Source organism: Micromonospora sp. CPCC 206061, assembly GCF_036906915.1.
In the GTDB taxonomy this organism is placed as follows: Bacteria; Actinomycetota; Actinomycetes; order Mycobacteriales; family Micromonosporaceae; genus Phytohabitans.
The window spans coordinates 272,401-294,359 of sequence record NZ_JBAKHX010000001.1 but is presented as its reverse complement, the minus strand read 5'-3'; the positions used below and the strand labels follow the sequence as shown (position 1 = coordinate 294,359).

Annotated in this window: 13 protein-coding genes; 4 read left to right on the top strand and 9 right to left on the bottom strand. The window is 72.3% G+C overall.

Features of this window, described 5'->3' with window-relative positions:
* Positions 1-5 precede the first annotated feature (5 nt).
* Genes V6V89_RS01315 through V6V89_RS01305 form a run of 3 tightly spaced genes read left to right on the top strand, consistent with a single transcriptional unit; the run spans position 6 to position 4,620 of the window.
* Entirely contained in the window at positions 6-2,834 is a 2,829-nt protein-coding gene (locus V6V89_RS01315) for an Hsp70 family protein (protein WP_334617000.1), read from the top strand.
* Between the two features lie 37 nt (positions 2,835-2,871).
* A complete protein-coding gene (locus V6V89_RS01310; protein ID WP_334616999.1) occupies positions 2,872-3,381 on the top strand; it encodes a SigE family RNA polymerase sigma factor in 510 nt (169 codons plus the stop codon).
* Between the two features lie 6 nt (positions 3,382-3,387).
* Entirely contained in the window at positions 3,388-4,620 is a 1,233-nt protein-coding gene (locus V6V89_RS01305) for a hypothetical protein (RefSeq protein ID WP_334616998.1), read from the top strand.
* Between the two features lie 67 nt (positions 4,621-4,687).
* On the opposite strand, the gene V6V89_RS01300 is transcribed toward V6V89_RS01305, so the two are convergent.
* Both V6V89_RS01300 and V6V89_RS01295 read right to left on the bottom strand, forming a co-directional pair.
* Positions 4,688-4,957, bottom strand: a complete 270-nt coding sequence (locus V6V89_RS01300) for a hypothetical protein (protein WP_334616997.1) — start codon at positions 4,955-4,957, stop codon at positions 4,688-4,690.
* A 20-nt stretch (positions 4,958-4,977) separates the two neighbouring features.
* Complete coding sequence (locus V6V89_RS01295; protein WP_334616996.1) at positions 4,978-5,787, bottom strand: phytanoyl-CoA dioxygenase family protein; 810 nt, start codon at positions 5,785-5,787, stop codon at positions 4,978-4,980.
* Between the two features lie 93 nt (positions 5,788-5,880).
* Between V6V89_RS01295 and V6V89_RS01290 the strand changes: the two genes are divergently transcribed.
* Positions 5,881-6,669, top strand: coding sequence for an AraC family transcriptional regulator (locus V6V89_RS01290; RefSeq protein WP_334616995.1), 789 nt, complete (start codon positions 5,881-5,883; stop codon positions 6,667-6,669).
* Here the strand turns inward: V6V89_RS01290 and V6V89_RS01285 are convergent.
* Genes V6V89_RS01285 through V6V89_RS01255 form a run of 7 tightly spaced genes read right to left on the bottom strand, consistent with a single transcriptional unit; the run spans position 6,661 to position 21,959 of the window.
* Positions 6,661-6,936 (bottom strand): acyl carrier protein, encoded by a 276-nt coding sequence (locus V6V89_RS01285; RefSeq protein WP_334616994.1) that lies wholly within the window; start codon positions 6,934-6,936, stop codon positions 6,661-6,663. The genes V6V89_RS01290 and V6V89_RS01285 overlap by 9 nt on opposite strands.
* Positions 6,933-9,914, bottom strand: coding sequence for a non-ribosomal peptide synthetase (locus tag V6V89_RS01280; protein WP_334616993.1), 2,982 nt, complete (start codon positions 9,912-9,914; stop codon positions 6,933-6,935). The genes V6V89_RS01285 and V6V89_RS01280 overlap by 4 nt, the downstream gene beginning before the upstream one ends.
* Positions 9,911-11,386 carry a class I adenylate-forming enzyme family protein gene (locus V6V89_RS01275; protein ID WP_334616991.1) on the bottom strand — a complete coding sequence of 492 codons (1,476 nt, stop codon included), beginning with the start codon at positions 11,384-11,386 and terminating at the stop codon, positions 9,911-9,913. Before V6V89_RS01275 ends, V6V89_RS01280 begins: the two co-directional genes overlap by 4 nt.
* Positions 11,383-16,854, bottom strand: coding sequence for a non-ribosomal peptide synthetase/MFS transporter (locus V6V89_RS01270; RefSeq protein ID WP_334616989.1), 5,472 nt, complete (start codon positions 16,852-16,854; stop codon positions 11,383-11,385). The genes V6V89_RS01275 and V6V89_RS01270 overlap by 4 nt, the downstream gene beginning before the upstream one ends.
* Positions 16,851-19,937, bottom strand: coding sequence for a condensation domain-containing protein (locus V6V89_RS01265; protein ID WP_334616986.1), 3,087 nt, complete (start codon positions 19,935-19,937; stop codon positions 16,851-16,853). Before V6V89_RS01265 ends, V6V89_RS01270 begins: the two co-directional genes overlap by 4 nt.
* On the bottom strand, positions 19,930-20,658 hold the full coding sequence (locus tag V6V89_RS01260) for an HAD family hydrolase (RefSeq protein WP_334616984.1): 729 nt from the start codon (positions 20,656-20,658) through the stop codon (positions 19,930-19,932). Before V6V89_RS01260 ends, V6V89_RS01265 begins: the two co-directional genes overlap by 8 nt.
* The gene (locus V6V89_RS01255; RefSeq protein ID WP_334616983.1) at positions 20,655-21,959 is read right to left on the bottom strand and encodes a glycosyltransferase family 2 protein; all 1,305 of its coding nucleotides are present in this window, start codon (positions 21,957-21,959) and stop codon (positions 20,655-20,657) included. Before V6V89_RS01255 ends, V6V89_RS01260 begins: the two co-directional genes overlap by 4 nt.

Here is a 21,959-nt window from a genome sequence, read left to right as displayed (position 1 = left end):
GCGTGGTGGCGGGAGGCTATCGGCTCGGGATCGACTTTGGCACCTCCAGCACCGTCGCGGTCCTAGCGATCCCGGACCGGCCGGCCGTGCCGCTGCTGTTCGATTCGTCCCCGCTGCTGTCGTCCGCCGTGGCGGTGCCGGCAGGCCCGGCGCCATCCGGTGCCGACCGTTCACTGCTGACCGGCGGCGACGCGGAGCGGGCCGCGCTCGCCGACCCGGGCGCCTTCGAGGCCAACCCGAAGCGCCGGATCGACGAGGGCGTGGTCTGGCTCGGCGACCGCGAAGTGGCGGTGCCAGATCTGATCGCCGGCGTGTTCGCCCGGGTGGCCGCGGAGGCGCGGCGGGTCGCCGGCAGCCCACCCGACGACGTCGTGCTCACCCACCCCGTCGCGTGGGGCCGCAGCAGGCTCGACGTGCTCGTCGACGCGGCCGCGCGGGCCGGGCTCGCCGGTGTCCGGCTGGTCGCGGAGCCGGTCGCCGCCGCCGCGTACCTCACGGCCGTGCTCGGCCGGCGGGTCCGCACCGGCCACGGTCTCATCGTGTACGACCTGGGCGCCGGCACGTTCGACGTCAGCGTCGTACGGCGCACGTCGGGCGGTTTCGAGGTGGTGGCCAGCGGCGGCCTCGACGACGTCGGCGGGCTCGACCTGGACGCCGCCGTGGTGGGCCACGTCCGCACGCTGACCGCGAGCGCCACCGACGCGTGGAGCCGGCTCGACTGGCCGCAGTCCTCCACCGACCAGCAGGCGCGGCATCAGCTGTGGCGCGGCGCCCGGGCGGCGAAGGAGCAACTGTCAAGGCACGCCACCGCGCCGCTGCACGTGCCGCTGGTCGGCACCGACGCGCACCTGACCAGGGAAGAGTTCGACAAGGCGGCCCGTGAGCCGCTGGGGCGGACCGTCGAGCTGACCCTCCAGGTGTTGCGCGGATCGGCGGTGCCGCCGGAGCAGGTCGACGGGCTGTTTCTGGTGGGCGGGGCGAGCCGCGTGCCGCTGGTGGCGACCATGCTGCACCGTGCCCTGCGCATAGCGCCGATCGCCACCGAGGTGCCCGAACTGGTGGTGGCCGAGGGCAGCCTGCACGCCGTGGTGGCCGCCGCGCCGGTACCCGCTGAATTGGTACCCGCTGACCCGGTACCCGATGGGCCGGCAGCCGACGAGCCCGCCGCTGTGGAGAGTCGATCCGCGCCGCGGACGCCAGCGGAACCGCGGACCCGGCAGGTCCGGATCGCCGGCGCGGTGGCCGTGGGCGGCCTCGCGGCGGCCGTCGCCGCGCACGCCGCCGGGGCCGTCCGGATCGACCTGGTCGCCACCGGCGTCGGGTTCGCCGCGCTGGCGGTCGGTCTGCTCCTGGCTGGCGCCGGTGGACGGCGGGCGTGGTGGGCCCTGTTGCCGCTGACCCTGCTGCTGCTCGCCCGGCCCGCGCTGGTCGACAGCGGCGACGGCACGAATCCGTTCGCCGGCATCGTCGCAGACGTGTACGAATGGCGACGGCTGGAGATTTCGCCGGTCGACGGTCTGGCCGCGATCCTGGCGCTGGTCGCCGGCGCCGTGTGCGCCCGCAGGAGTCCGCTGGCGGGTTGGCGGCGGCACGCCCCGCTGGTCCTGGGCGCAGTCGCCGTCGCCAACGTCCTGGCGTACGGCTGGGACCGCTGGCAGCACCTCGCCGGGTGGCCAGCGCTCATACCACCGGTGACCGGCTGGCTGACGGTGGTCGCGGCGCTTGGCCTCGGAGTATCGCTGGCCACCGTCCCGCGCAGGCTCCTCGCCGGGCCGGCCGACGGGCCACGGCGTCCGCTGCTGCGCCAGCCGCGGACGCTGGTCGCGGCCGGTACGGCGCTCGTGCTGGCCACCGCGGGCGTGGTCGCCACGATCCAGGCAACCCCCGCGTTCGCCAGCCGGGTCATCGACCCCGACGGGCCCGTGGCGCAGGTCCGGTACAGCCCGGACGGGAAGATCATCGCGACAGTGGCGGCGACGACGGCCTGGGTCGGCCCGTACCGGGTGGACCTGTGGGAAGCGGCGACCGGCCGGCGGATCGCGGCTGTCGGCACCACGACCAGCCAGACCGAGGTCGCCTTCGACAGCGCCAGCGAGACGGTGTTCACCAGCAGCTACACGGACGGCGTCCACCGGTGGCGGGTCTCGACCGGGGAACACCTGGCGACGCTGGTGGAGCGCGGCACCGGCCAACTCTCTCTCAGCCCCGACGGCAGGACGCTCGCCATCGCCGGCACCTCGGTCACGCTGTACGACCTGGAGAAGGGCACCGCCAGCACGATCCTGGACGGCAACGACGCCGACGACGACGCGGCGGCGTTCCACCCGGACGGCAAGCTGCTCGCCGTCGGCAGCGACGGCGACCTGCTCCTGTGGGACCTGGCAGCTGGCAAGGAGGTCGCCCGGGTCTCCGCCCACCAGAGCCGCTACGCCCCCCAGGTGTTCAGCGTCGGGTTCGACCCGGCCGGCTCCCGCGTCGTGACCTCTGGCAGCGACGGCGTGGTCCGGGTATGGAGCCTGGCGGGCGATCCGCCCGCCCTCACGTATCTCGCCACGCCCGGTGAGGGTTCGAGCGTGTTCGAGGCGTGGTTCAGCCCGGACGGGCGGCACGTCGCCTTCGCCAGCGGATTCGACCGGAAGGTTCGACTCTGGTCGGCGCCGGATGGGCCGACGACCACGTTCACCGGCCACGCCGACTCCACCGGCTGCGTCGCGTTCGCCCCGGACCGCGGGACACTCGCCAGCGGCAGCCGCGACGGCACGGTACGGCTGTGGCGGATGCCCGCGGTAGGCGTGGTGACGCGCGAGATCCCATACAACCGATCCGGCCGGTGATCCCGTCTGAGAGGGGAACCTCGCTGAAGGGAATCGGATGAGGGACGCCTGGGAGCAGGAGTACGTCGAGTACGTCACAGCGCGGTTGCCGGCGCTGCGCAGGTTGGCCTGCCTGTTGTGCGGTGACGAGCACCGTGCCGACGACATCGTGCAGGACGCGATCACGAAGCTTTACGTGCACTGGGACAAGGCGCGGGCCGCGACGAACGTGGACGCCTACGTGCGCATGGTCGTCGTGCGCACGTTTCTGGACGAGAAGCGCCTGGCCTGGTCGCGGGTGCGCCTGTTCGCGACCACCCCGGACCGGCCGAACTGGGTCGACACCGGCGCCGACGACCGCACCGTCGTGCGGGCCGCCCTCTCCGGGCTGCCGACCCGCCAGCAGGCGGTGCTGGTCCTGAGGTTCCTCTATGACCTTCCGGTCGCCGAGGTGAGCGAGATCCTGGGTTGCTCGGAGGGCACCGTCAAGAGCCAGACCCATCACGGGTTGGTGGCCTTGCGGCAGGTGTTGGGTGATCGGTCGAAGGCACTGGCATGGACGGAGTGATGGTCGGTGGAGTCTGAGGAGCGGTACGGGGTCGCCGTGCTGCGGACCCTTGACGTGGAGCTCACGACGGCGTCGAAGGTGGACGTGTCCCGGGCCGTCAGCGAGGGGCGGCGCAAGCGCCGGATCAGGCGCTGGTCCCGGATAGGCGCCTGCGCGGCGGTGACCGCGGTGGCGCTCGCCAGCGTGCCGCTGGTGGCAGGCGCGCTGGCCGGTGAGGACCCGTCGGTGGGCGACTCGATCGCCGCGACGGCGCCAGCGACGGCGCCGCCACCGGCCCCGACCCCGCCCACGGCGTGTACGGTGTCGCGGCTGCCCATCCCGGGCGGCCACCCCATGGCCCTGGTCACCGGGGCGGACCCGACCGGCCGGTTGTTGCTGGGCCGTGCGTACCCGGAGCGCCAAAGCGGCGCGTACCCGGTGGTGATCTGGGACAACGGCGTCCCCCGTACGGTGAACGTGCCGGGCAAGGACCAGGCGCTGCGCGACGCCAACACCGCCGGTGTCGCGGTAGGCGCCGGATGGCACGACGCCGGACCGTTGCCGTACGTCTACCGGGACGGGAAGGTGAGCGTGCTGCGGGGCGTCGCGACGGGCGAGGCGGTCGCCATCAACGAGGCCGGCGTGATCGTCGGCCAGGGCGGTGGCAACCCCGACTCGGTACCGGTGGTCTGGCGCTCCGCGACCGAACCCGCCACGTACCTGCCGGTGCCGTCCGGCTGGACCGGCAACGCGGTGGCTGTCAGCGAGGACGGCAGCGTGCTGGCGCTCCTGCGCGCCAAGGGCAACAAGTCGCCGCAGGCGTACCTGTGGGGACCCGACGGGACGGGGCGCGCGCTGCCCAAGCCGTCCGACGGGGAGTACTTCCGGCCGTACTCGATCCAGCGGAACTGGGCCTATGGGGTCGCGTACAGCGAGGAGCTTTTCGCCCGCGGGGGGCGGGAACGCAGCGTCACGCCGGTCCGGCTCGACGTGACCACCGGCGAGTACACCAGGCTGGCCGCCGTGTCGATGTTGCCCAGCGAGGCCAACGACTCCGGCTGGCTGGTCGGCTCGACCGACACGGGCCGGGCGGTCCTGTCCGCCGGCCGGGGCATGCTGACGCTGCCGGACATGGACAACCACAAGTCGGCCACCGCCAACATGGCCTCGACGATCAGCGAGGACGGCCGCGTCGTCGCTGGCCAGGCCGACGACGCCGACGGAGTCATCCAGCCCGTGGTCTGGCACTGCCAACCATAAGCGGGATAGCACCCCCGAGCACGTGGCCGTCGCGAGCCCACCGGCCCGCGACGGCCCCGTCGAACCGCTATGACACGCTCATCAGCCGCTCGAAGAAGAACTCGTGCTTGAGGAACGACACGTCGTACTCGTGCCCGGGGTATGGCGGGATCAGCGGGGAGGCCTGGATCAGGCGCCAGCCGTCGCACAGAGCGGCCACACCGGTCCGGTATGGAGGCTCGTCGCTGTCGCCCGTGGTCGGTGAGGTCCGGCCGGTGCCGTCGTACCTGGACCAGCCGATGACGTCGCTGTCCAGCGCGGAGGTCGACAGGTAGAGCACCAGGACCTGTTGGCGCACAACGGGTTCGGTAGGGGCGCTCATGACGCGACCCGCTGCGGTCGGTTGGACACCCGGGTCATCCAGTACTCGATGTCGAAGGTGTCGTCACCGGTCAGCGCCCGCCACATCCGGATCCGGTTGTAAAGCTCCAGCCGGCCGGTGGCCCCCTCGTACCAGGGGAACCAGGTCGACAGGGTCTGGGCGACCGGCGGGTCGGCGAGGTCGTCGGTGTTCCAGAGCCGCACCTGGCGTACCGTCGGGTTGAAACGGATCTTGAACATGTACCGGGCGGTGTCGCTGTCGTTGCGCCGACCGCCGTGCCACAGGCCGTGATGTAGGAGGACGACGGTGCCCGCCGGGCATACCAAGCGGGTCTGGCCGCGCAGATTCTGGTACCGCCCGGTGTCGCTTTCGTTGGTGCGCCGAAAGTGGCTGCCGGGGACGCTCAGCGTGCCGCCCATGTCCAGCGTGACTTCCTGCGGGTAGTACATGAGCTGCACGTCGAACGCGTCCACGCGGGTGTCGATGATGGCGTCGCCGTGCAGCGGCTGCGCCTCGCCGCCGCGCGCCTCGCGGACGTGGACGGCGTGGTGGTCGACGGTCGGCGCCGGCCCGACGAGGCTGCGCAGCGCCCCGGCGATCTCGGGCAGGTCGACGAGCCGGCGGGCGAACGAGCCCTCCGGGAACGCCTCCGCCACCGGCGTGCCGTACGGCACCGGTGGGATGCCGTCGGTCAGGACCTTCACGGCCTCGTCGTTCATGTCGGCCGGCACGACGGCGTCCAGCCGCACCGATCCGTACGCCACGAAGCGGGCCATCTGCGTGGAGGTCAGCAGGTGTTGTCTCATACGCCTCTCCAACTGGTTGCTGTTCAACGAGGCTACGAAGCAAGGACCCGCAAGCGCGTCGGTCAGGATCACTATTACTGGTAAATTTTCATCATGGGTAGGCACCTGGTCGCCGTCCACCTCGACGCACCGCCCGACGTGGTCAACGTGGGTGTGGGCGTGCACGGCACCACCAGCCGGCAAGACGTGTTTCAGCTGCGCGACCTGTGGCAGATGCACCTGTACCGCTACCACGCCGACATCCTCGTCGATGGCGTCGCCCACGCGATCCGGCCCGGGCATGTCAGCCTCGTCCCGCCGGGAGTGGTGGTGCGCTACCTGTACCAGGGCCGGTCCGAGCACCTCTACGCGCATCTGCGCCTGGCTCCGCACGGGCCGGCCATCGAGGTCCCGGTCATGCAGGACGCCGGCACGCAGGCGCCGGTGCTGTCCGACCTCATGCGAAACGCCATCGACGTCTCCGCGCGCACCCCGACGCAGGCGGTGGCGCAGATCTGGGCTGCGCTCTGGCGCGTCGCCCACCTCGCCGAGTCTGCTGAGGACAGGCGCACGCACGCCGCGATCGGCACCGCCGTCGCGTACATCGAGTCGAATCTGGCCGGACCGCTCGCGGTGCCGGCGATAGCGCGGGCGGCGGGCATCTCGCACAACCACCTGACGCGGCTGTTCCGCGCGGAGATGGGCAGCACCGTGGTCGGTTACATCCGGGCTCGGCGCCTCGCGCGGGCCGAGCACCTGCTGCGCGCCTCGACGCTGCCCATCGCCGCCGTCGCCGCGAGCGTCGGCATCCGCGACCTGCAGGCCTTCAACAAGGCGTGCAGGCAGGTCCTGCATGCCTCGCCGAGGGCCATCCGCGCCGGTGTCAGACCCCTGTCAACGTGAAGCGTTCGTACCGGGGAGGGCGCCGGTCGAGTGGAGGTACTTGGCCAGGGCGGGCACGGTGTCCAAAGTGGAAAGATCGTCGTCTGCCTCTATGGCGACGCCCCACTTGCGCTCGACGGCCTGGATCAGCCGCACGTAGCCCATCGACGTGAGGCCGAGCAGCCCTAGCGACTCGGACTCGGCCAGAGCCTCCGCGACGCTGATCTGGCCGTCGCTGGCCTCGGCGACCAGAGTGGCGAGCTCCCGATGGAGATCAAGGTCAGTCACGCGGGCTGCTCCTGTCGCAACTCGTCGATGGCATTGACGACCCCGTCGATCGTCGGGGTGTCGAAGAAGACGTCGAACGGCACCTCGACGCCGAGGACCTTCCGGATCCGGGCGGTGATCTGCATGATCGTCAACGAGTGTCCGCCCAGGTCGAAGAGGGTGTCGTCCGGTGCGATCTCGTCGACCCGGAGCACTTCGCACCAGATGCCGGTCACGATCTGCGTGAGGTCCGAGGCGGCCGCCGGCGGCGCGGCCTCGGTGCGGTCGGGGGCGGGCAGGGCGGCGCGGTCCAGCTTGCCGTTGAGCGTCTGGGGCAGCCGGTCCAGCCAGACATAGTGCATCGGGATCATGTACCGGGGCAGGTTCTCGGCGACGTGCGCCCGGATCGGCGGCAGTTCGCCCGCCCCGACCAGGTAGGCGACGAGTTCCGAGTCCCGGACCGCCACCGCGGTCTGGGCGACCCCGGGCGCGCCGAGCAGCGCCTGCTCGATCTCGCCCAGCTCGATGCGGTGCCCGCGCAGCTTGACCTGGTTGTCGGCCCGGCCGAGGAACTCCACCTGCCCGTCCGCGCCGAGGCACACCTGGTCACCGGTGCGGTAGAGCCGCTGCCCAGCCGGGCCGGTCACGAACCGCTCGGCGGTGAGCTCCGGCCGCCCTCGGTAGGCCCGGGCAAGCCCGGCGCCGCCGATGCACAGCTCGCCCGGCACGCCCACCGGCACCTCCCGCAGCCGGGCGTCCAGCACGTGCAGCGTTGTGTTGGCGAGCGGGCGACCGATGGCGATTCGAGTGGGGGCGATCGGCACGAAGGCCGCGGTGGACCAGATGGTCGTCTCCGTCGGCCCGTACACGTTGACCAGACGGCCGACGAGCGGGCGCAGCCGCCGGGCGACCGGAAGCGGCAGCGCCTCGCCGCCGGTGAGAGCGGTGATCGGCGCGCCGGTCCAGCCCGCGTCGAGCAGCATCTGCCAGCTGGACGGGGTGGCCTGCACGTGGGTGACCCCGGCTTCGCCGATGAGGCGGCCCAGGGTTGTGCCTTCGCGGACGGCCGCGTCGGTGGCCATCACGACCCGGCCACCGGTGGTGAGCGGCGCGAAGAGTTCGAGGCCGCTGATGTCGAACGAGAGCGTGGTCAGGTTGAGCCACCGGTCAGCGGGGTCGGCGCCGATCAGCTCACCCATCGCGGCGATGAGGTTGACCAGCGCGGCGTGGCCGATCTCGACGCCCTTGGGGCGGCCGGTCGAGCCGGAGGTGTAGATGACGTAGGCCAGCCCGTCCGGGTCGGAAACGACCGGCTCGGTCTCGGACTCGTCGGCGAAAGCGGCCAAGCCGTCGAGCGGGAGCAGGTCGGCGGGCAACCCGGCAGGAGCGGCCGAGGCGTGCCCCAGGATCAGCTTGATGCCGGCGTCGGTGGCGATGAACTCCAGCCGGCCCACCGGATAGGTCGGATCCAGGGGCAGGTAGGCGGCCCCGGCGGCGAGGACGCCGAGCACGCCGGCGACGAGTTCGACGCCCCGCTGGGCGCAAAGACCCACCACGTCGCCGGAGGCGACGCCGCGCCGGCGCAGCCCGTGGCCGATACGGTGCGCGGCGGCGACCAGCTCCCGGTACGTGAGCGCGCCACTGTTGCCGACCACCGCCACCGCGTCCGGAGTGGACCGTGCCGCGGCTTCGATCAGGTCGAGCACGGTGGTGGCAGGGCGTGGGCGCGCGGTGGCGTTCAGCTGGTCGAACAGCGCCAGCTCCGCCGGGACGAGCAGGTCAAGGTCGCCGACCGGACGGCCGGGCTCGGCCAGCGCCGCGGCGAGCAGGACGCGCAGGTGCCCGGCGATCCGCTCAGCGTCGGCGGCGGGCAGCAGCCGCGCCGGTACGTGGACCCGACCGGTGAGGCCGTCGAGCGCGTCGACCAGATGCAGGTGCAGAGCGCTGCGGACCGCCGCCGGGGCGAGCAACCAGTCCACAGTGGATGACCCGGTGCTCAGCCGCCGGTAGCTGATGGAGACGGGAGCCAGGGCCGGGCGGGGTGGCAGGCCGGGCAGGGCGCGGCCGAGCGGCACCTCACGGTGTTCGTAGACGGCCCGCGCTTCGGCACGCACAGCGCGCACCAGGTCGGCGAAGGACGCCTCCGGGTCGACCTCGACGGTGACGGGCAGCTCGTTGACCCACATGCCGAGCTCGCCGGCGGTGTCGGGGCGTCGGGTGGACAGGTCGACGGCCACCGAGGAGGCGGTGTTGCCGTAGCGGGCGAGCACGGCGTGCAGGCCGGCGAGCAACAGCTCGAACCGGGTCGCCCCGAGGGCCGCCGCCCCGGCGGTCAGGGCGGCGTCGAGTTCCTCGTCCCACTCGATGCCAAGCTGCGTAGCGGGCTCGGCCGCGGTGGGCGTACCCGACAGTCCCGGAAGGACGACCTCGCCAGACGGTGCCGGGCGCTGGGACCAGAAGTCACGTGCCGCGGGGAGGGCTTCGGCGATGCGGTCGGCCTGTGCCTGTACCAATGCGGCCAGAGCGGCGGGCGAACCGGCGCCGAGAGCTTGACCGGCGATGGCCTTGGCCAGGTCGGCGACGAGCACGTCCTTGCCGCCGCCGTCGAAGACCAGGTGGTGGGCGACGACCAGCACGACCGTGCGGCCGTCGTCGACCCGCAGCGCCGCGCAGCGGGCGAGCGGGCCGGCGGTGAGGTCGAAGCCGGCGGCGAGTTCGGCGGCGATGGTGGCCGCGAGCGCGCCCGCACTGACCGCGCGGTGGTCGACCGGCGACGGGTCCGTGGCTGCCAGCAGCGGTACGCCGTCCGCGTCGACCACGGTGGAGCTGAGCATCGGATGCCGCCGGGTGAGCGCGACCCACGCCTCGTCCAGTACCGCCGGCTCCACCGCGTTCGACAAGGTCAGCGTCACCGCCAGCGTGTACGCCTCCCCGGCGCCGCCGGCCCGTTCGGTGAACCAGATGCCCTGCTGGGCAAGGCTCATCGGGATGCCAGTCATGAGTCTGCCTCTCGGTCGAAGAGCGTGCGCAGCCGTTGTTTGACGACCTTGCCGCCCGCGTTGCGCGGCAGTTCGTCGACGTGGACGATCCGGCTGGGCTGCTCGTGCCCGGCCAGCCGGGTGGCGAGAAACCGGCGCACCTCGCCGAGGCTCAGCGGGCGGGTGGCCACGAGCGCGGCGGCGGGCGCCGTGCCCAGCACCGGATCGGGCAGGCCGAACACGGCGGCCTCGACGATCTCGGGGTGCTCGTGCAGGGCCGCCTCGACCGCGACCGTCGACACCTTGTCCGCGCCGCTCTTGATGACGTCGCTCTCGCGGTCGACGAGGTAGAGATAGCCGTCGGCGTCGAGGTAGCCGAGGTCGCCCATCCGGGTCCAGCCGTCGCGGAACACGTGCCGGGTGGCCGCCGGATCGTCGTGGTAGAACCGTGCCGTGCCCGCGCAGCGCATCCACACCTCGCCGGTCACCCCGGCGGGGCAGGGCCGGCCGGTCTCGTCGTACACGCGCAGCGCGCCACCGGCGACGACCTTGCCCAACGCGGCCGGGCGCTCCGGCTCGAAGACCACTGTGGACTGTGTCGGTGCGGCCTCGGTCGACGTGTAGTAGTTGACGATCGTGGCGCGGGGCAGCGCGGTCGCGAGCCCGGCCGCTATGGAGGGTGGCAGCGCGGCCGCGGTCGAGCCGAGCAATGCCACGCTCGTCGTGTCGTGGCGGGCAAGCGCGCCCGACCGCAGCAGCTCGATCGCCATCGCGGGCACCACGAAAACGCTGCCCACCGCGTGCCGTTCGATCAGCCGGGCGAAGTGGTCCGGGCCGAACCGGGCGGTCACCAGCATCCCGGCGTGCGCGTATAGCGCGTTGAACAGCATGGTCTGGCCGGCGTTGGTGCCGATCGGGAAGGCGTGCAGGAACTGCCGTGAGTGGGCCAGCGGTCGCAGCGGCGGGTTGAGCCGGAAGCCGTGGGTCAGGTTGGCGTGCGCGGCGCTGACGCCCTTGGGCCGCCCGGTCGTGCCGGAGGTGTAGAGGATCTGGGCCGCGTCACCCGGGCCTGGCCCGGGCACCGGCTCCGCGTCGGGCAGCTCCGCGACGGCGTACGCGTCCCAGCGCAGCCGCACCGGCACCTCGGGCGGCTGCGCGGTCGGTCCGTGCAGCAGCGCGGCCGCACCGCTGTGCTCCAGCATGTACACAAGTTCGGCGGGGGCGCTGCGAGTCGACAGTGGAACCGCGACCGCACCGGCGGCGAGCACCCCGGTGTAAGAGCACACGTACGCGATCCAGTCCTGGGCCCCGTACAGCAAACCGACCCGGTCGCCGGGGCGTACCCCGGCCGCCCGCAGCCCGGCGGCGATGGCCTGGGTGCGGACCTGCCAGGCCCCCAGGTCGAGCGTGCCGGCGCCCTGGCTGACGGCGACGTGCGCCGGCTCGGCTTCGGCGCGGGTGGCGAGCAGTTGGGGCACGGTTGTCGCGCTCACAAGGACCCCCTGGCGCGTAGCGCCTCCAGCCCGGCCTGGTCGTCGGGCTGCGCGTCGGGCACCTCGTCGTCGAACCTGGCGATGCGTGGCACCCGCATCGCCACCACGACCAGGGCCGCGATTGCGAGCGCGAGCACCAGGTAGAGCAGGCCGATGCCGCGGCCGTCGCCGACCCCGATGACCCGCCCGACCGTGCCGGCGAGCAGCCCGCCCGGCTCCATGAGCGGTTCGAGGAGGCTGGAGCCGACCGGCCCGACCAGGGTCCAGCCGAGAGGCAACGTGGACCAGGCGATGACGGTGTTGATGGCGAACACCCGACCGTGGAACCGCTGCGGCACCTTGACCTGCACGATCGTCGTGTAAACGCCGTTGAGCAGCACCAGCCACATCGACATGCCGAAGGCACCGATCGCGATCAGCCACACGGTCGGCCGCAGGCCGATGACGAGGCAGAAGGCGGCCAGTGCCAGCGTGCAACAGAGCACCGTGTACAGCCGCCGGTGCCGCGGCCCGCCCCAGATGCTCATCGCCAGCCCGCCGAGGAACGCCCCGATGCCGCCCGCGACCGAGACCTGGGCGACCTGGTCGATGCTCGCGAACGCCAGCACCAGCGGCGTCACCATCAGGAACAGCGGCGAGAGGAACACGTTGAGACCCATGAAGAACAGCAGCATGGACCGGAAGCCGCGGTGTCCCCACGACAACCGGAAGCCCTCGCGGATCTCGGTGGTCAGGCTCTCCCGCGAGCGCCAGGCCAGCGTCCGCGGAAACCGCACCAGCAACACGATCGTGATCGCGATGGCGTAGCTGAGCACGTCGATGACCAGGATGCCGCCCAGGTCGATGACCGCCAGGAGGGCTACCGACAGTAGCGGCATCATGATGGTGGCGACGCCGCCAACCATCTGCACGACGCCGTTGGCGTGGCCGAGGTACTGCTTGGGCACCAGCTGTGGGACGGCTGAGGCGTACGCGAGCCGCTGGAACTGCAACGACACCGACAGCAGCGCGATCAGTGGATAGATGTGCCACGTCTGTAGCGAACCGGTCCACAGTAGAACTCCGAGCAGCAGCTGCGTGCCGCCCGCGCCGGCGTCGCTGCAGAGCATGACGGCGCGCCTGCTGTGCCGGTCGACGATGGCGCCCGCGAACGGCAGCACCAGCAGGCCCGGCACGAGCCCGGCGACCGCGATCAGCGCGAAGTTCAGCAGCGACCCGGTCTCCTTGAGCACCCACAGGGGCAGCGCCACGTCGGTCAGGGTCGACCCGAGCAGGGAGATGAGCTGCGCGAGCGCGACGAGCAGGAACCGGCCCATGCTGGGCCGCGGCCCGGAGGTGGCGGGCCGGCTGTCCGACCGGGAGGTGTCGTGCAGCCACCACGTCCCTTGTTCACCGCGTGCGGGCCGCTCCGCCACCACTGCCTTGTCAACGGTGGTGACTATCTCGGCGAGCTCCTCGGCGCGCCACTTGAGGTAGAAGTGGCCGGCCTCGTCGAGCACGACGACGGCTGTGCGGTCGGTCAGGAAGTGCCACTCGGTGAAGCGCTCGGAGTAGAACTCGGTCGCCGGGTCGCGCTCGCCCGCCACGGTGATGATCGGCGCGCGGAGCCGTCCGCTGTCGCCGTGCATCAGCTGCGTGAAGTACGCCTCGGCGCTGTCGGAGTCACGGCGCATGTTGCGGATGATCTGGCGGGCCTGGCCGGGGTCGATGTCGCTCATGTCGACGCCCATCGAGGTCAGCCAGTTGGTGTACACCTTGTCGGAGCGCAGCGACTCCATCCGGGTCAGCCGCGACAGCGCGCTCCAGACCCGGCTGCGCGGCCGGGCGAACGGAAAGATCGCTCCGATGTAGACGGCGTCGAGCTCGCGCCCGCGCTGCTCCAGCCGGCGGGCGATCTCGACGATGAGCGCGGAGCCGACGCCGCAGTGGCCGTAGAGCGCGATGGGGCCGTCGACCTTTTCCATGATCTCGGTGGTGCAGCGTTCCGCGAGGGTGTCGAAGGGCAGCGCCGCCTCGTCCAGGCCGATGTCGTGGCCGGGGATGGCGACGGAGAACAGCCGGTGCCCGGCCGGCAGTGCGTCGGCCAGCGGCTGGTACACCACGGCGCTGCCGCCGCCGTATGGCACGCAGACGAGACTGCGCACCCGCTGCCCTCCGGGGTTGCTTCGGCCTTCCGCCGCCGCGGGTGGGCTCAGCATTGGCCGGGTCAGCTCGTGCAGCAGCGCTCGCGGGGCGCGCTGGTCGAGCGGCACGTCGATGAGATGAGCCAGCTCCCGCACGGTGCGGTGCTTGAACAGGTCCATGATGGACAGCCCCGCACCGGCTGCGCGGCGCAGCTTCGCGACGACCTGGATGGCCAGCAGGGAATGCCCGCCGAGGTCGAAGAAGTCGTCGTCGAGGCCGACCCGTGGTACGTCGAGCACCTCGGCCCAGATACCCGCGACCATCACCTCGGTCGCCGTGCCTGGCGCCTCGTACGGGGTGCCGGCGTCGCGGCCCCGCTGCGGTGCCGGCAGTCGCCGGCGGTCGAGCTTGCCGCTCGGACTCAGGGGCAGCTCGGGCAGTTCGACGAAGGCGGCCGGCACCATGTAGTCGGGCAGCCGCCGCTTGAGGGCGAGCCGGAGGGCGGCGGAGTCGACCGGGGCGGTCACGACGAGGTACGCCGCGAGCCGCTTGTCGCCCGGCGTGTCCTCGCGCACGACCACGGCCGCCTCGCGCACGCTGGGATGCTCGCGCAGCGCCACCTCGATCTCGCCCAGCTCGATCCGCAGGCCGCGCAGCTTCACCTGCCCGTCGATCCGGCCGAGGAAGTCGAGCGTGCCGTCGGGCCGCCACCGGGCCAGGTCGCCGGTGCGGTAGAGGCGCTGCCCGTCCAGACCGGTGACGAACTTCTCGGCGGTCAGCTCCGGCCGGTTGAGGTATCCGTGCGCCAGCCCCACCCCGGCCAGATGCAGCTCGCCCGGTACGCCTACCGGCAGCGGCTCGCCATGCTCGTCCAGCACGTACACCCGCATGTTGTCGATCGGCCCGCCGATCGGCACCCGGGCCGAGCCGGTCAGGCCGTCGACCGTGCAGTGGTAGGCGGTCACGTCGATGGCGGCCTCGGTCGGCCCGTAGAGGTTGTGCAACTCGGCGCCGGGCAGCGCGGCGAGGGTGCGCAGGGCGAGGTCGACGGGGAGTTCCTCGCCGCTACAGATGACCCGCCGCAGCGAGGCGCACCGCTCGATCCCATCCTCGCTGAGGAAGATGCCCAGCATGGACGGTACGAAGTGGATGGTGGTGACACCCTCGGCCACGATCAGGTCGCGCAGGTAGGCGGCGTCCTTGTGCCCGTCCGGCCGGGCCAGCACCATCCGCGCCCCGGTGAGCAGCGGCCAGAAGAACTCCCAGACCGACACGTCGAAGCCGACCGGCGTCTTCTGCAACACGGTGTCGGCAGCGGTGAGGCCGTAGCGGCGCTGCATCCAGTGCAGCCGGTTGACGACGCCGCGATGCCCGTTGACCACCCCCTTGGGCTGGCCGGTCGAACCGGAGGTGTAGATGGCGTAGGCGGGGTGGCAGGGGCCGGCCAGCGGCTCGGGCGCGGCCGTGGGGGCGCCCGCCCAGGTGGCCGCGGCGTCCAGGGCCAGCACCGGACGATCGGTCGGCGGCAACGCCTCCAGCGCTGATCCGGCGGTCAGCACGGCCACCGCGTCGGCGTCGGCGAGCATGAACCCGAGCCGCTCGGCCGGGTGGTCCGGATCCAGCGGCAGGTACGCCGCCCCCGAGATCAGCACGCCGAGCAGGGCGACGACGAGGTCCGGGCTCCGGTGCGCGCACACCGCGACGAGCCGCCCGGGCCCGGCGCCGTGCTCGCGCAGCCGGTGCGCGACCTGGTTGGCACGCGCGGCCAGCTCGCCGTAGGTCAGCGTGGCGCCCTCGAAGGTGACGGCGGGCGCGTCCGGGGCGGCGGCGACCCTGGCCTGGATCAGCTCGTGCAGCGTGACACCGCCGGGGAACTCGGCGGTGGTGTCGTTCCACGCGAACGGCGGGCCGGTGACGGTGAGCAGCCGGCTGAGTGGCCGGTCGGGATCGTCCGCGACGGCGCGCACGAACTCGACGAACGCGTCGGCGATCCGCCGCACCGTCTCGCCGGTGAACAGGTCGCGGTTGTAGATGAACGCGCCGGCGAGCCCATCGCCGTCCAACATGTCCAGTTCCAGGTCGAAGCGGGTGGCCACCGCCTCGACGACGAACGGCTCCACGCTCAGCGGGGCGTTCGGAGCTGTGCTAGGGGCCTCCGGGGCCCGGCTGGCGTAGGTGCGCATCGACAGCGCCACCTGGAAGATGGCGGAGCGGCCGAGGTCGCGCGCCACGTCCAGCTCGGCGACCAGCTCCTCGAACGGCAGCTCCTGGTGGGCGTATCCGTCCAATGTGGTGTCCCGGACGCGCCTGACCAGCTCGCCGAAGGTGGGGTCGCCGCCCGTGTCGACGCGCGTGATCAGCATGTTGACGAACATGCCGATCATCGGCTCCAGCTCCGCGTGGGTGCGCCCGGCCTGCGGCGACCCGACGGCGAAGTCGTCCTGCCGGGCGTACCGGGCCAGGACCGCCGCGTACGCGGCGAGCACCACCATGTAGAGGGTGGCGCCGTGCGCGAGCGCGAGGCGCTTGAGCGCCGCCGTCGACTCGGCGTTCAAGCGCACACCGACCGGCGCGCCGCGAAACGTCAGCTCCGCGGGGCGCGGCCGGTCCGTGGGCAGATCCAGAGGGGGTACGCCCGAGAGCCGCTCGCGCCAGTACGCGACGTCGCGGTCCCGGGTGCCGTCGGCGAGCCGCTGCCGCTGGCGTTCCCGTTGCCATACCGCGAAGTCACCGTACTGTAGCGGCGGTTGCGGCAGGGAGTCGGCGGCCAGCAACGCCAGCACCTCGCCGACGAGCAGGTCGGCCGACCAGCCGTCGCAGACGATGTGGTGGGCGGTGAGCGCGAGTACATGGTCGTCCGGCCCGATGGCGAACAGGGCGGCGCGCAGCAGCGGCCCCTGGGCCAGGTCGAACGGTGTGGCCAGCCGGGCCCGGACCGTCTCGCGCACCCACGCCTCACGGGCCGCCACGCTGGCGCCTTCCGCCTCCACTACGTCGAGCCCGATCGACACCGCGTCGTCGATGTCCAGCACGGGCTGGCCGTCGGCGGTGGCGGCGAAGCGCATCCGCAGGCTCTCATGCCGGGCCGCGACCGCGTCCAACGCGGCGCCGAGCGCCGCCGCGTCCAGCGTCCCGCGCAGCCGCAGCACGACCGGCACCGTGTACGCGGCCGTGCCGGGCGCGTACTGCTCCATGAACCAGAGCCGCTCCTGCGCCATCGAGAGCGGCACGCGCGTCCCCGCCGGCCGCGCCACGATCGCCTCGACCGGGGCAGCGGTCCGCTTGAGCCGAGCGGCCAGCAGCGACCGCTTCGTCGCGGACAACTGGTCCGGTGCCGCCGTCACGGTGCCTCCGCCTGAGCGGCGGCTAGCTGTGCGGCTGCCTCGTCTTCGGTGAGCCGGTCGATCTCGGCGATCAGCGCGGTCTCGACCGCCTGGGCGAACCCGGCGACGGTCGGGTACTGGAACAGCAGCCGGACCGGCAGATCCAGGCTCACGGCGGCCCGGAGCCGGGCGATGACCCGGATGGCGAGCAGCGAATGTCCACCCAGGACGAAGAAGTCGTCGTTGGCGCCCACCCTGGCGACCTGGAGCAGCTCGGCGAAGACCTCCGCGACCAGCTCCTCCGCGTCGGTCCGTGGCGCCACGTAGGCGGTGCGGACCTCCTCGGTGACCGTTGGCGCGGGAAGCGCGGCGGTGTCGACCTTCCCGTGGTGGGTCAACGGCAGCGCGGCCAGCGGCACGACGACGCTCGGCACCAGCAGAGCGGGCAGCCGGTCGGCGGCGTAGGCACGCACCTGGTCGACGCTGGCGGTGCCGGTCACGTAGGCGACGAGGGTGTCCGCGTACGCGGTGACCGCCGCCTGGCCGACGTCAGGATGCCCGGTCAGGACGGCCTCGACCTCACCCGGCTCGATACGCACTCCCCGCACCTTGAGCTGCCGGTCGAGGCGGCCGAGGAACTCCAGGGTCGGCTCGTCCTTGCGCCACCGGACCCGGTCACCGGTGCGGTAGAGCAGGCCGCCGCCGTACGGGTCGGGGCGGAACCGCTCGGCGGTCAGGTCGGGCATGCCCAGGTAGCCGTCGGCGAGCCCCGCACCGGCCAGGCACAGCTCACCGGACGCGCCGCGCGGCACCAGTCGCCCGGCCGGGTCGAGTACGTAGGCGCGGACCCCGCCGAGCGGACGCCCGATCGGCGGACGCCGGCCGGTGTCGGCGGCGCCCAGGTCGACCGCGGTGGCGATGATCGTCGCCTCGGTCGGCCCGTACGTGTTGGTCAGCCGGATCCGGCCGCCGTGCAGGGCTCGCCAGCGGGCGACGGCGGCCGCGTCGGCCTGTTCGCCGCCCAGGATCACCAGCCGCAGCGCGGCCGGCCAGTCCGGCACGACATCCAGCAGCGCCTGCCAGTACGCGGTCGGCAGGTCGAGCACTGTGATGGCGGGGTCGGCGGCCAACACCTCCGGCAGCGACTGCGGCCCGTCCGGCAGCAGCACCAGCGTGCCGCCGCTCGCGAGGGTGGGCCAGATCTCCTCGGCGTGGGTGTCGAAGCTGAGCTCGGCGAACTGCACTACTCGATCCACGGTGGTGAGCCGGTAGGCCTCGACCATCCACGCGACCCGGTCGTCGAGGGCTTCACGGCCAACCAGCACCGGTTTCGGGGTACCCGTAGAGCCGGACGTGAACAGCACGTAGGCGGGGTCGGACACGGACGCCGGCGCCTTTACACCAGGCTCGACGCCGTCCGCCGTGACAACGGCGGCGACGGCGGCCCGCTCGACGAGCGTGGCGCGGCGCCCCTCGGGCAGGCGCGGATCGACGGGCACGTAGCCGGCGCCGGCCCGCCACGTCGCCAGCAGGGCGGCGACCAGGCCGAGGCCGCGCGGCACGCTTACGCCCACGAGCTGGCCGGGCGCGACCCCGGTGGCGCGCAGCGCGCCGGCCAGCTCGCCGGCGCGCGCCCACAGCTCGCGATAGCTGACCCGGTCGGTGCCGCAGACCACGGCGACAGCGTCAGGTGTACTGGTGACCGCCCGCTCGATGCGTGCCAGCAGCGGCGGTCCGTCGGGGACGGCCGGCCCAGTGCCGATCCGTAGCAACTCGGCATGGGCGGTCTCGTCGACGAGCGGCAGCGCCCGTACCGGAGTGTCCACATCGGCCAGGACAGCGTGCAGCACGGCGGCGAACCGGTCGGCGAGCGCGCCGGCGGTGGCCGGATCGAACAGGTCGGCGCTGCACGTGAGCTGGACGTCCATCCGGGCCTCGTTGTGCCACGTGTCGATCACGGTCGAGCTGATGAACACGTCCATCGCCACGTCGGTGATGGTGCGCCGCACCCCTTCGCCGAACTCCTCGACTCCGACACCCTCGAAGCCCTGGAATCCGGTCGCCGACACATCCATCGTGGAGTGGAGCGTGAAGGCGGCCTGGAACAGCGGGTTACGGCTCGGGTCGCGCGGCAGGTCCAGGTCGGCGATGAGCCGCTCGAACGGGATCTCCTGGTGGGCGAAGGCGCTCATGCAGCTTTTCCGGGTGCGCAGCACCAGGTCGCGGAAGGTGACCTCGCCGGACAGGTCGGCGCGCAGCAGCACCATCTTGGTGAAGTAGCCGAAGACCGACTCGGTCGCCACGTCGTCGCGTCCCGCGACCGGGGTGCCGACGAGGATGTCGTCCTGCCCGCTGGCCTGCGCCAATGTGAGCTGGTAGACCGTCATCAGCAGCATGAACGGGGTGCAGCGCAGCTGTTGGGCCACGCGCCGCACCGCCATCCACAGCTCGCCGTCGAACACCCGGGTCTTCGAGACACCGGCCGACGTGCGCACCGCCGGGCGGGGGCGGTCGAGCGGCAACTCCAGCACGGGCGGCTCCGCCAGCGCCGCCCGCCAGTATTCAAACGCGGCCTCGTCGGTGCCCTGATGGGCGCGGGCATGGTCGAGGTACCGCAGGCCGGCCTCGACGGACTCGATTCCCCGGTACGCCTCGGCGAGCTGGACGTAGAGCAGGTTCATCGACCAGCCGTCACCGACGATGTGGTGCGTGACAGTGCACAGGACGTGCTCGCGCGGGCCGAGGCGGTACAGGCCGACCCGGAGCAGGTGCCCCGCGGCCAGGTCGAACGGGCGGGCGATCAGCTCCTCGACGGCGCGCCGCGCCTCGGCCTCGCTCGTCAGGTCGGCCCGCTCGACCGGTGTCGGCCGGGCGGGAAGCACCTCCTGCACCGGGTCGCCGCCGGCCTCGACGAACCGGGTCCGCAGGCTCTCATGACGGGCGGTGACGGCGTCGAACGCGCGGATCAGCCGGTCGGTGTCGATGTCGCCGCGCAGCAGGACCGTGAGGGAGATGTGGTAGGCGGCGTCGCCCGGGTCGAGCCGGTCGAGGAACCAGAGGCGTCGTTGCGCGGCGGTCAACGGGCCGCGATCGCGTTCATCCATAGTAGACACCTCCCGGTGTGGCCAGCAGGTGTGCGAGCAAGGGCAGCAGGCCGGAGTGGCACCAGCCGGGAAAGACCGCCAACGCCCCGGCCGCACCGACCGACGCCAGGTAGTCCGGGGCGCGCACCGTCGGCATCGCGACGAACGGGCTGCCGGCCGACCGCGCGGCGGCCATGCCCGTGAGCGAATCTTCGAAGACCAACTGGTTCGCCGGCGGCACGTCGAGCCGTCTCGCGGTCTCCAGGTAGACGTCGGGTGCCGGCTTCAGCCGCGACACGTCCCGCAACGTCACCACGCGGCTTTCCCCGAACAGCGGCAGCAGCCCTGCCCGGCCCAGGATGCCCAGCGCGATCTCGCGCTCGGTCACGGTGCCAACAGCCACCGGAACGCCCCGGCTGGCCAGCCAGTTCAGGATCTCACCGACCCCGGTCCGCGGCACGATCTGGTCGACGGCGCCGATCGCCGACGTGAAGTACCGCTGCTTCGCAGCGAGTATCTCGGCAGGCGCGACCTCGGCCGGTGACAGCGCAGCGACGCCGGCCGCCACCACGGCGTCGGGGCCGCCGATGAAATGCGGGATGCACTGCCGCGCCCGCTCCCAGGTGAGCTCGACCCCGACCTCTGTCGCGGCCCGCAGCAGGGATTCGTGGTGGAACCGTTCGAGGTCCACGAGGGTGCCGTCGAGATCGAAGGCGACGGCGCGGATCCGGCCGCCGGTCACCGCCGCCCCAGCCTGACGACGGCGATCTCGTCGTCTTCGTAGGAGATCGAGGCGTCGTATCGCGGGTCGACGATGGACAGGAAGTAGTCCAGGTCGTCGATCATCCCGATGCCGTCGGCGGAATCCCGGCGGAGCCCTTTCGACCGCACAAGCAGCGCCGTGTCCGCCACGCGGAGGCTGTCGATGATCAGCGCGGACAGGTCGATCGGCGTGAGCATGCGCCACAGGTCGACGTGTACGGCGTAGTCGAAGGAACCGTCCGGGTAGGGCGTGCGGACACCGAACAGGTGCGGGTTGTCGGGCCCGAACGGCAGCGCGTGGTCGATGCTCGTCGCCCGGCCGGCGGACGCCGCCGAGTCGACGTCGAACCCGATCCACAGGCTGCTCGCCGAGTCTGGCAGGCCGATGGCCTTGCGGACGGCGTCGCCGGCGATCCGGGCCGGATGGTCGCGGATGAACTCCCGGCAGTCCTCGTAGAACGGCAGGGTCCGGGCGACCCGGCGGTGGTCGCCGGACGGATGGGTGAAGAACTCGACGTCGTAGTGCCGGTACTTGCGCACCAGGTAGGGCAGGACAGGCTTGGTGTTCTCCCATTCGGTGTACCAGTCGCGGAAGTGCGGCGTGTGGTAGCAGACGGCATCGGGGTCGTAGCGGAAGCGGCTGTTGTCGCGCCCGAAGTGCCGGTAGATCCGGTAGGTGAAGTCGGTGTCCTCGTATCCCCATTGGACGAACGCCTCGTCGAATCCTCCGACCCGTAGGTACAGGTCGCGGGGGAGTGAGAGGTTGTGTGTGAAGCCGAACATCCACGCGGTGCGCCGGTATACGTCGAAGCCCGCGTCGCCGTCCCGCAGCGGCGGATCGCGGTGGTCACCCTCCATCGGCAGGAGGTCGGCCTCGTCGGGCACCGCTTGAAGCAAAGCTGAGAAGGTGCCCCAGCTGGGCTCGACGCGCCGGCCGTACACGACCGCCGGATGGGTGTCGCCGGGGTGGCGCAGGTGCCGCTCGACGAGGTCCGGAGCGGCGTAGGAGTCGGCGTCCATCAGCAGCAGCCAGTCGGCCCGGGACTGGGCCACACCAAAGTTCCGCGCGGCCGACCTGCCCCGGTTGGACTCGTGCCGCACGTACCGTAGCCGCAGCCGCGACTCGAAGCGGCGGACCACCGCCCGCACATCCTGTGTGGACGCGTCGTCGACCACGACCACCTCGAACTGGTCTCGACCGGCCGTCTGGCGGGCGAGTGAGCCGAGGGTCAGCTCCAGGCACTTGACCTGGTTGTACGTGGGCATGATGACGGACAGCAC

Excerpts from the sequence above, each read along its gene's own strand:
- V6V89_RS01280 (WP_334616993.1), bottom strand. The coding sequence starts at position 9,914 with ATGACTGGCATCCCGATGAGCCTTGCCCAGCAGGGCATCTGGTTCACC.
- V6V89_RS01265 (WP_334616986.1), bottom strand. The coding sequence starts at position 19,937 with ATGGATGAACGCGATCGCGGCCCGTTGACCGCCGCGCAACGACGCCTC.
- V6V89_RS01290 (WP_334616995.1), top strand. The coding sequence starts at position 5,881 with ATGGGTAGGCACCTGGTCGCCGTCCACCTCGACGCACCGCCCGACGTG.
- V6V89_RS01310 (WP_334616999.1), top strand. The coding sequence starts at position 2,872 with ATGAGGGACGCCTGGGAGCAGGAGTACGTCGAGTACGTCACAGCGCGG.
- V6V89_RS01295 (WP_334616996.1), bottom strand. The coding sequence starts at position 5,787 with ATGAGACAACACCTGCTGACCTCCACGCAGATGGCCCGCTTCGTGGCG.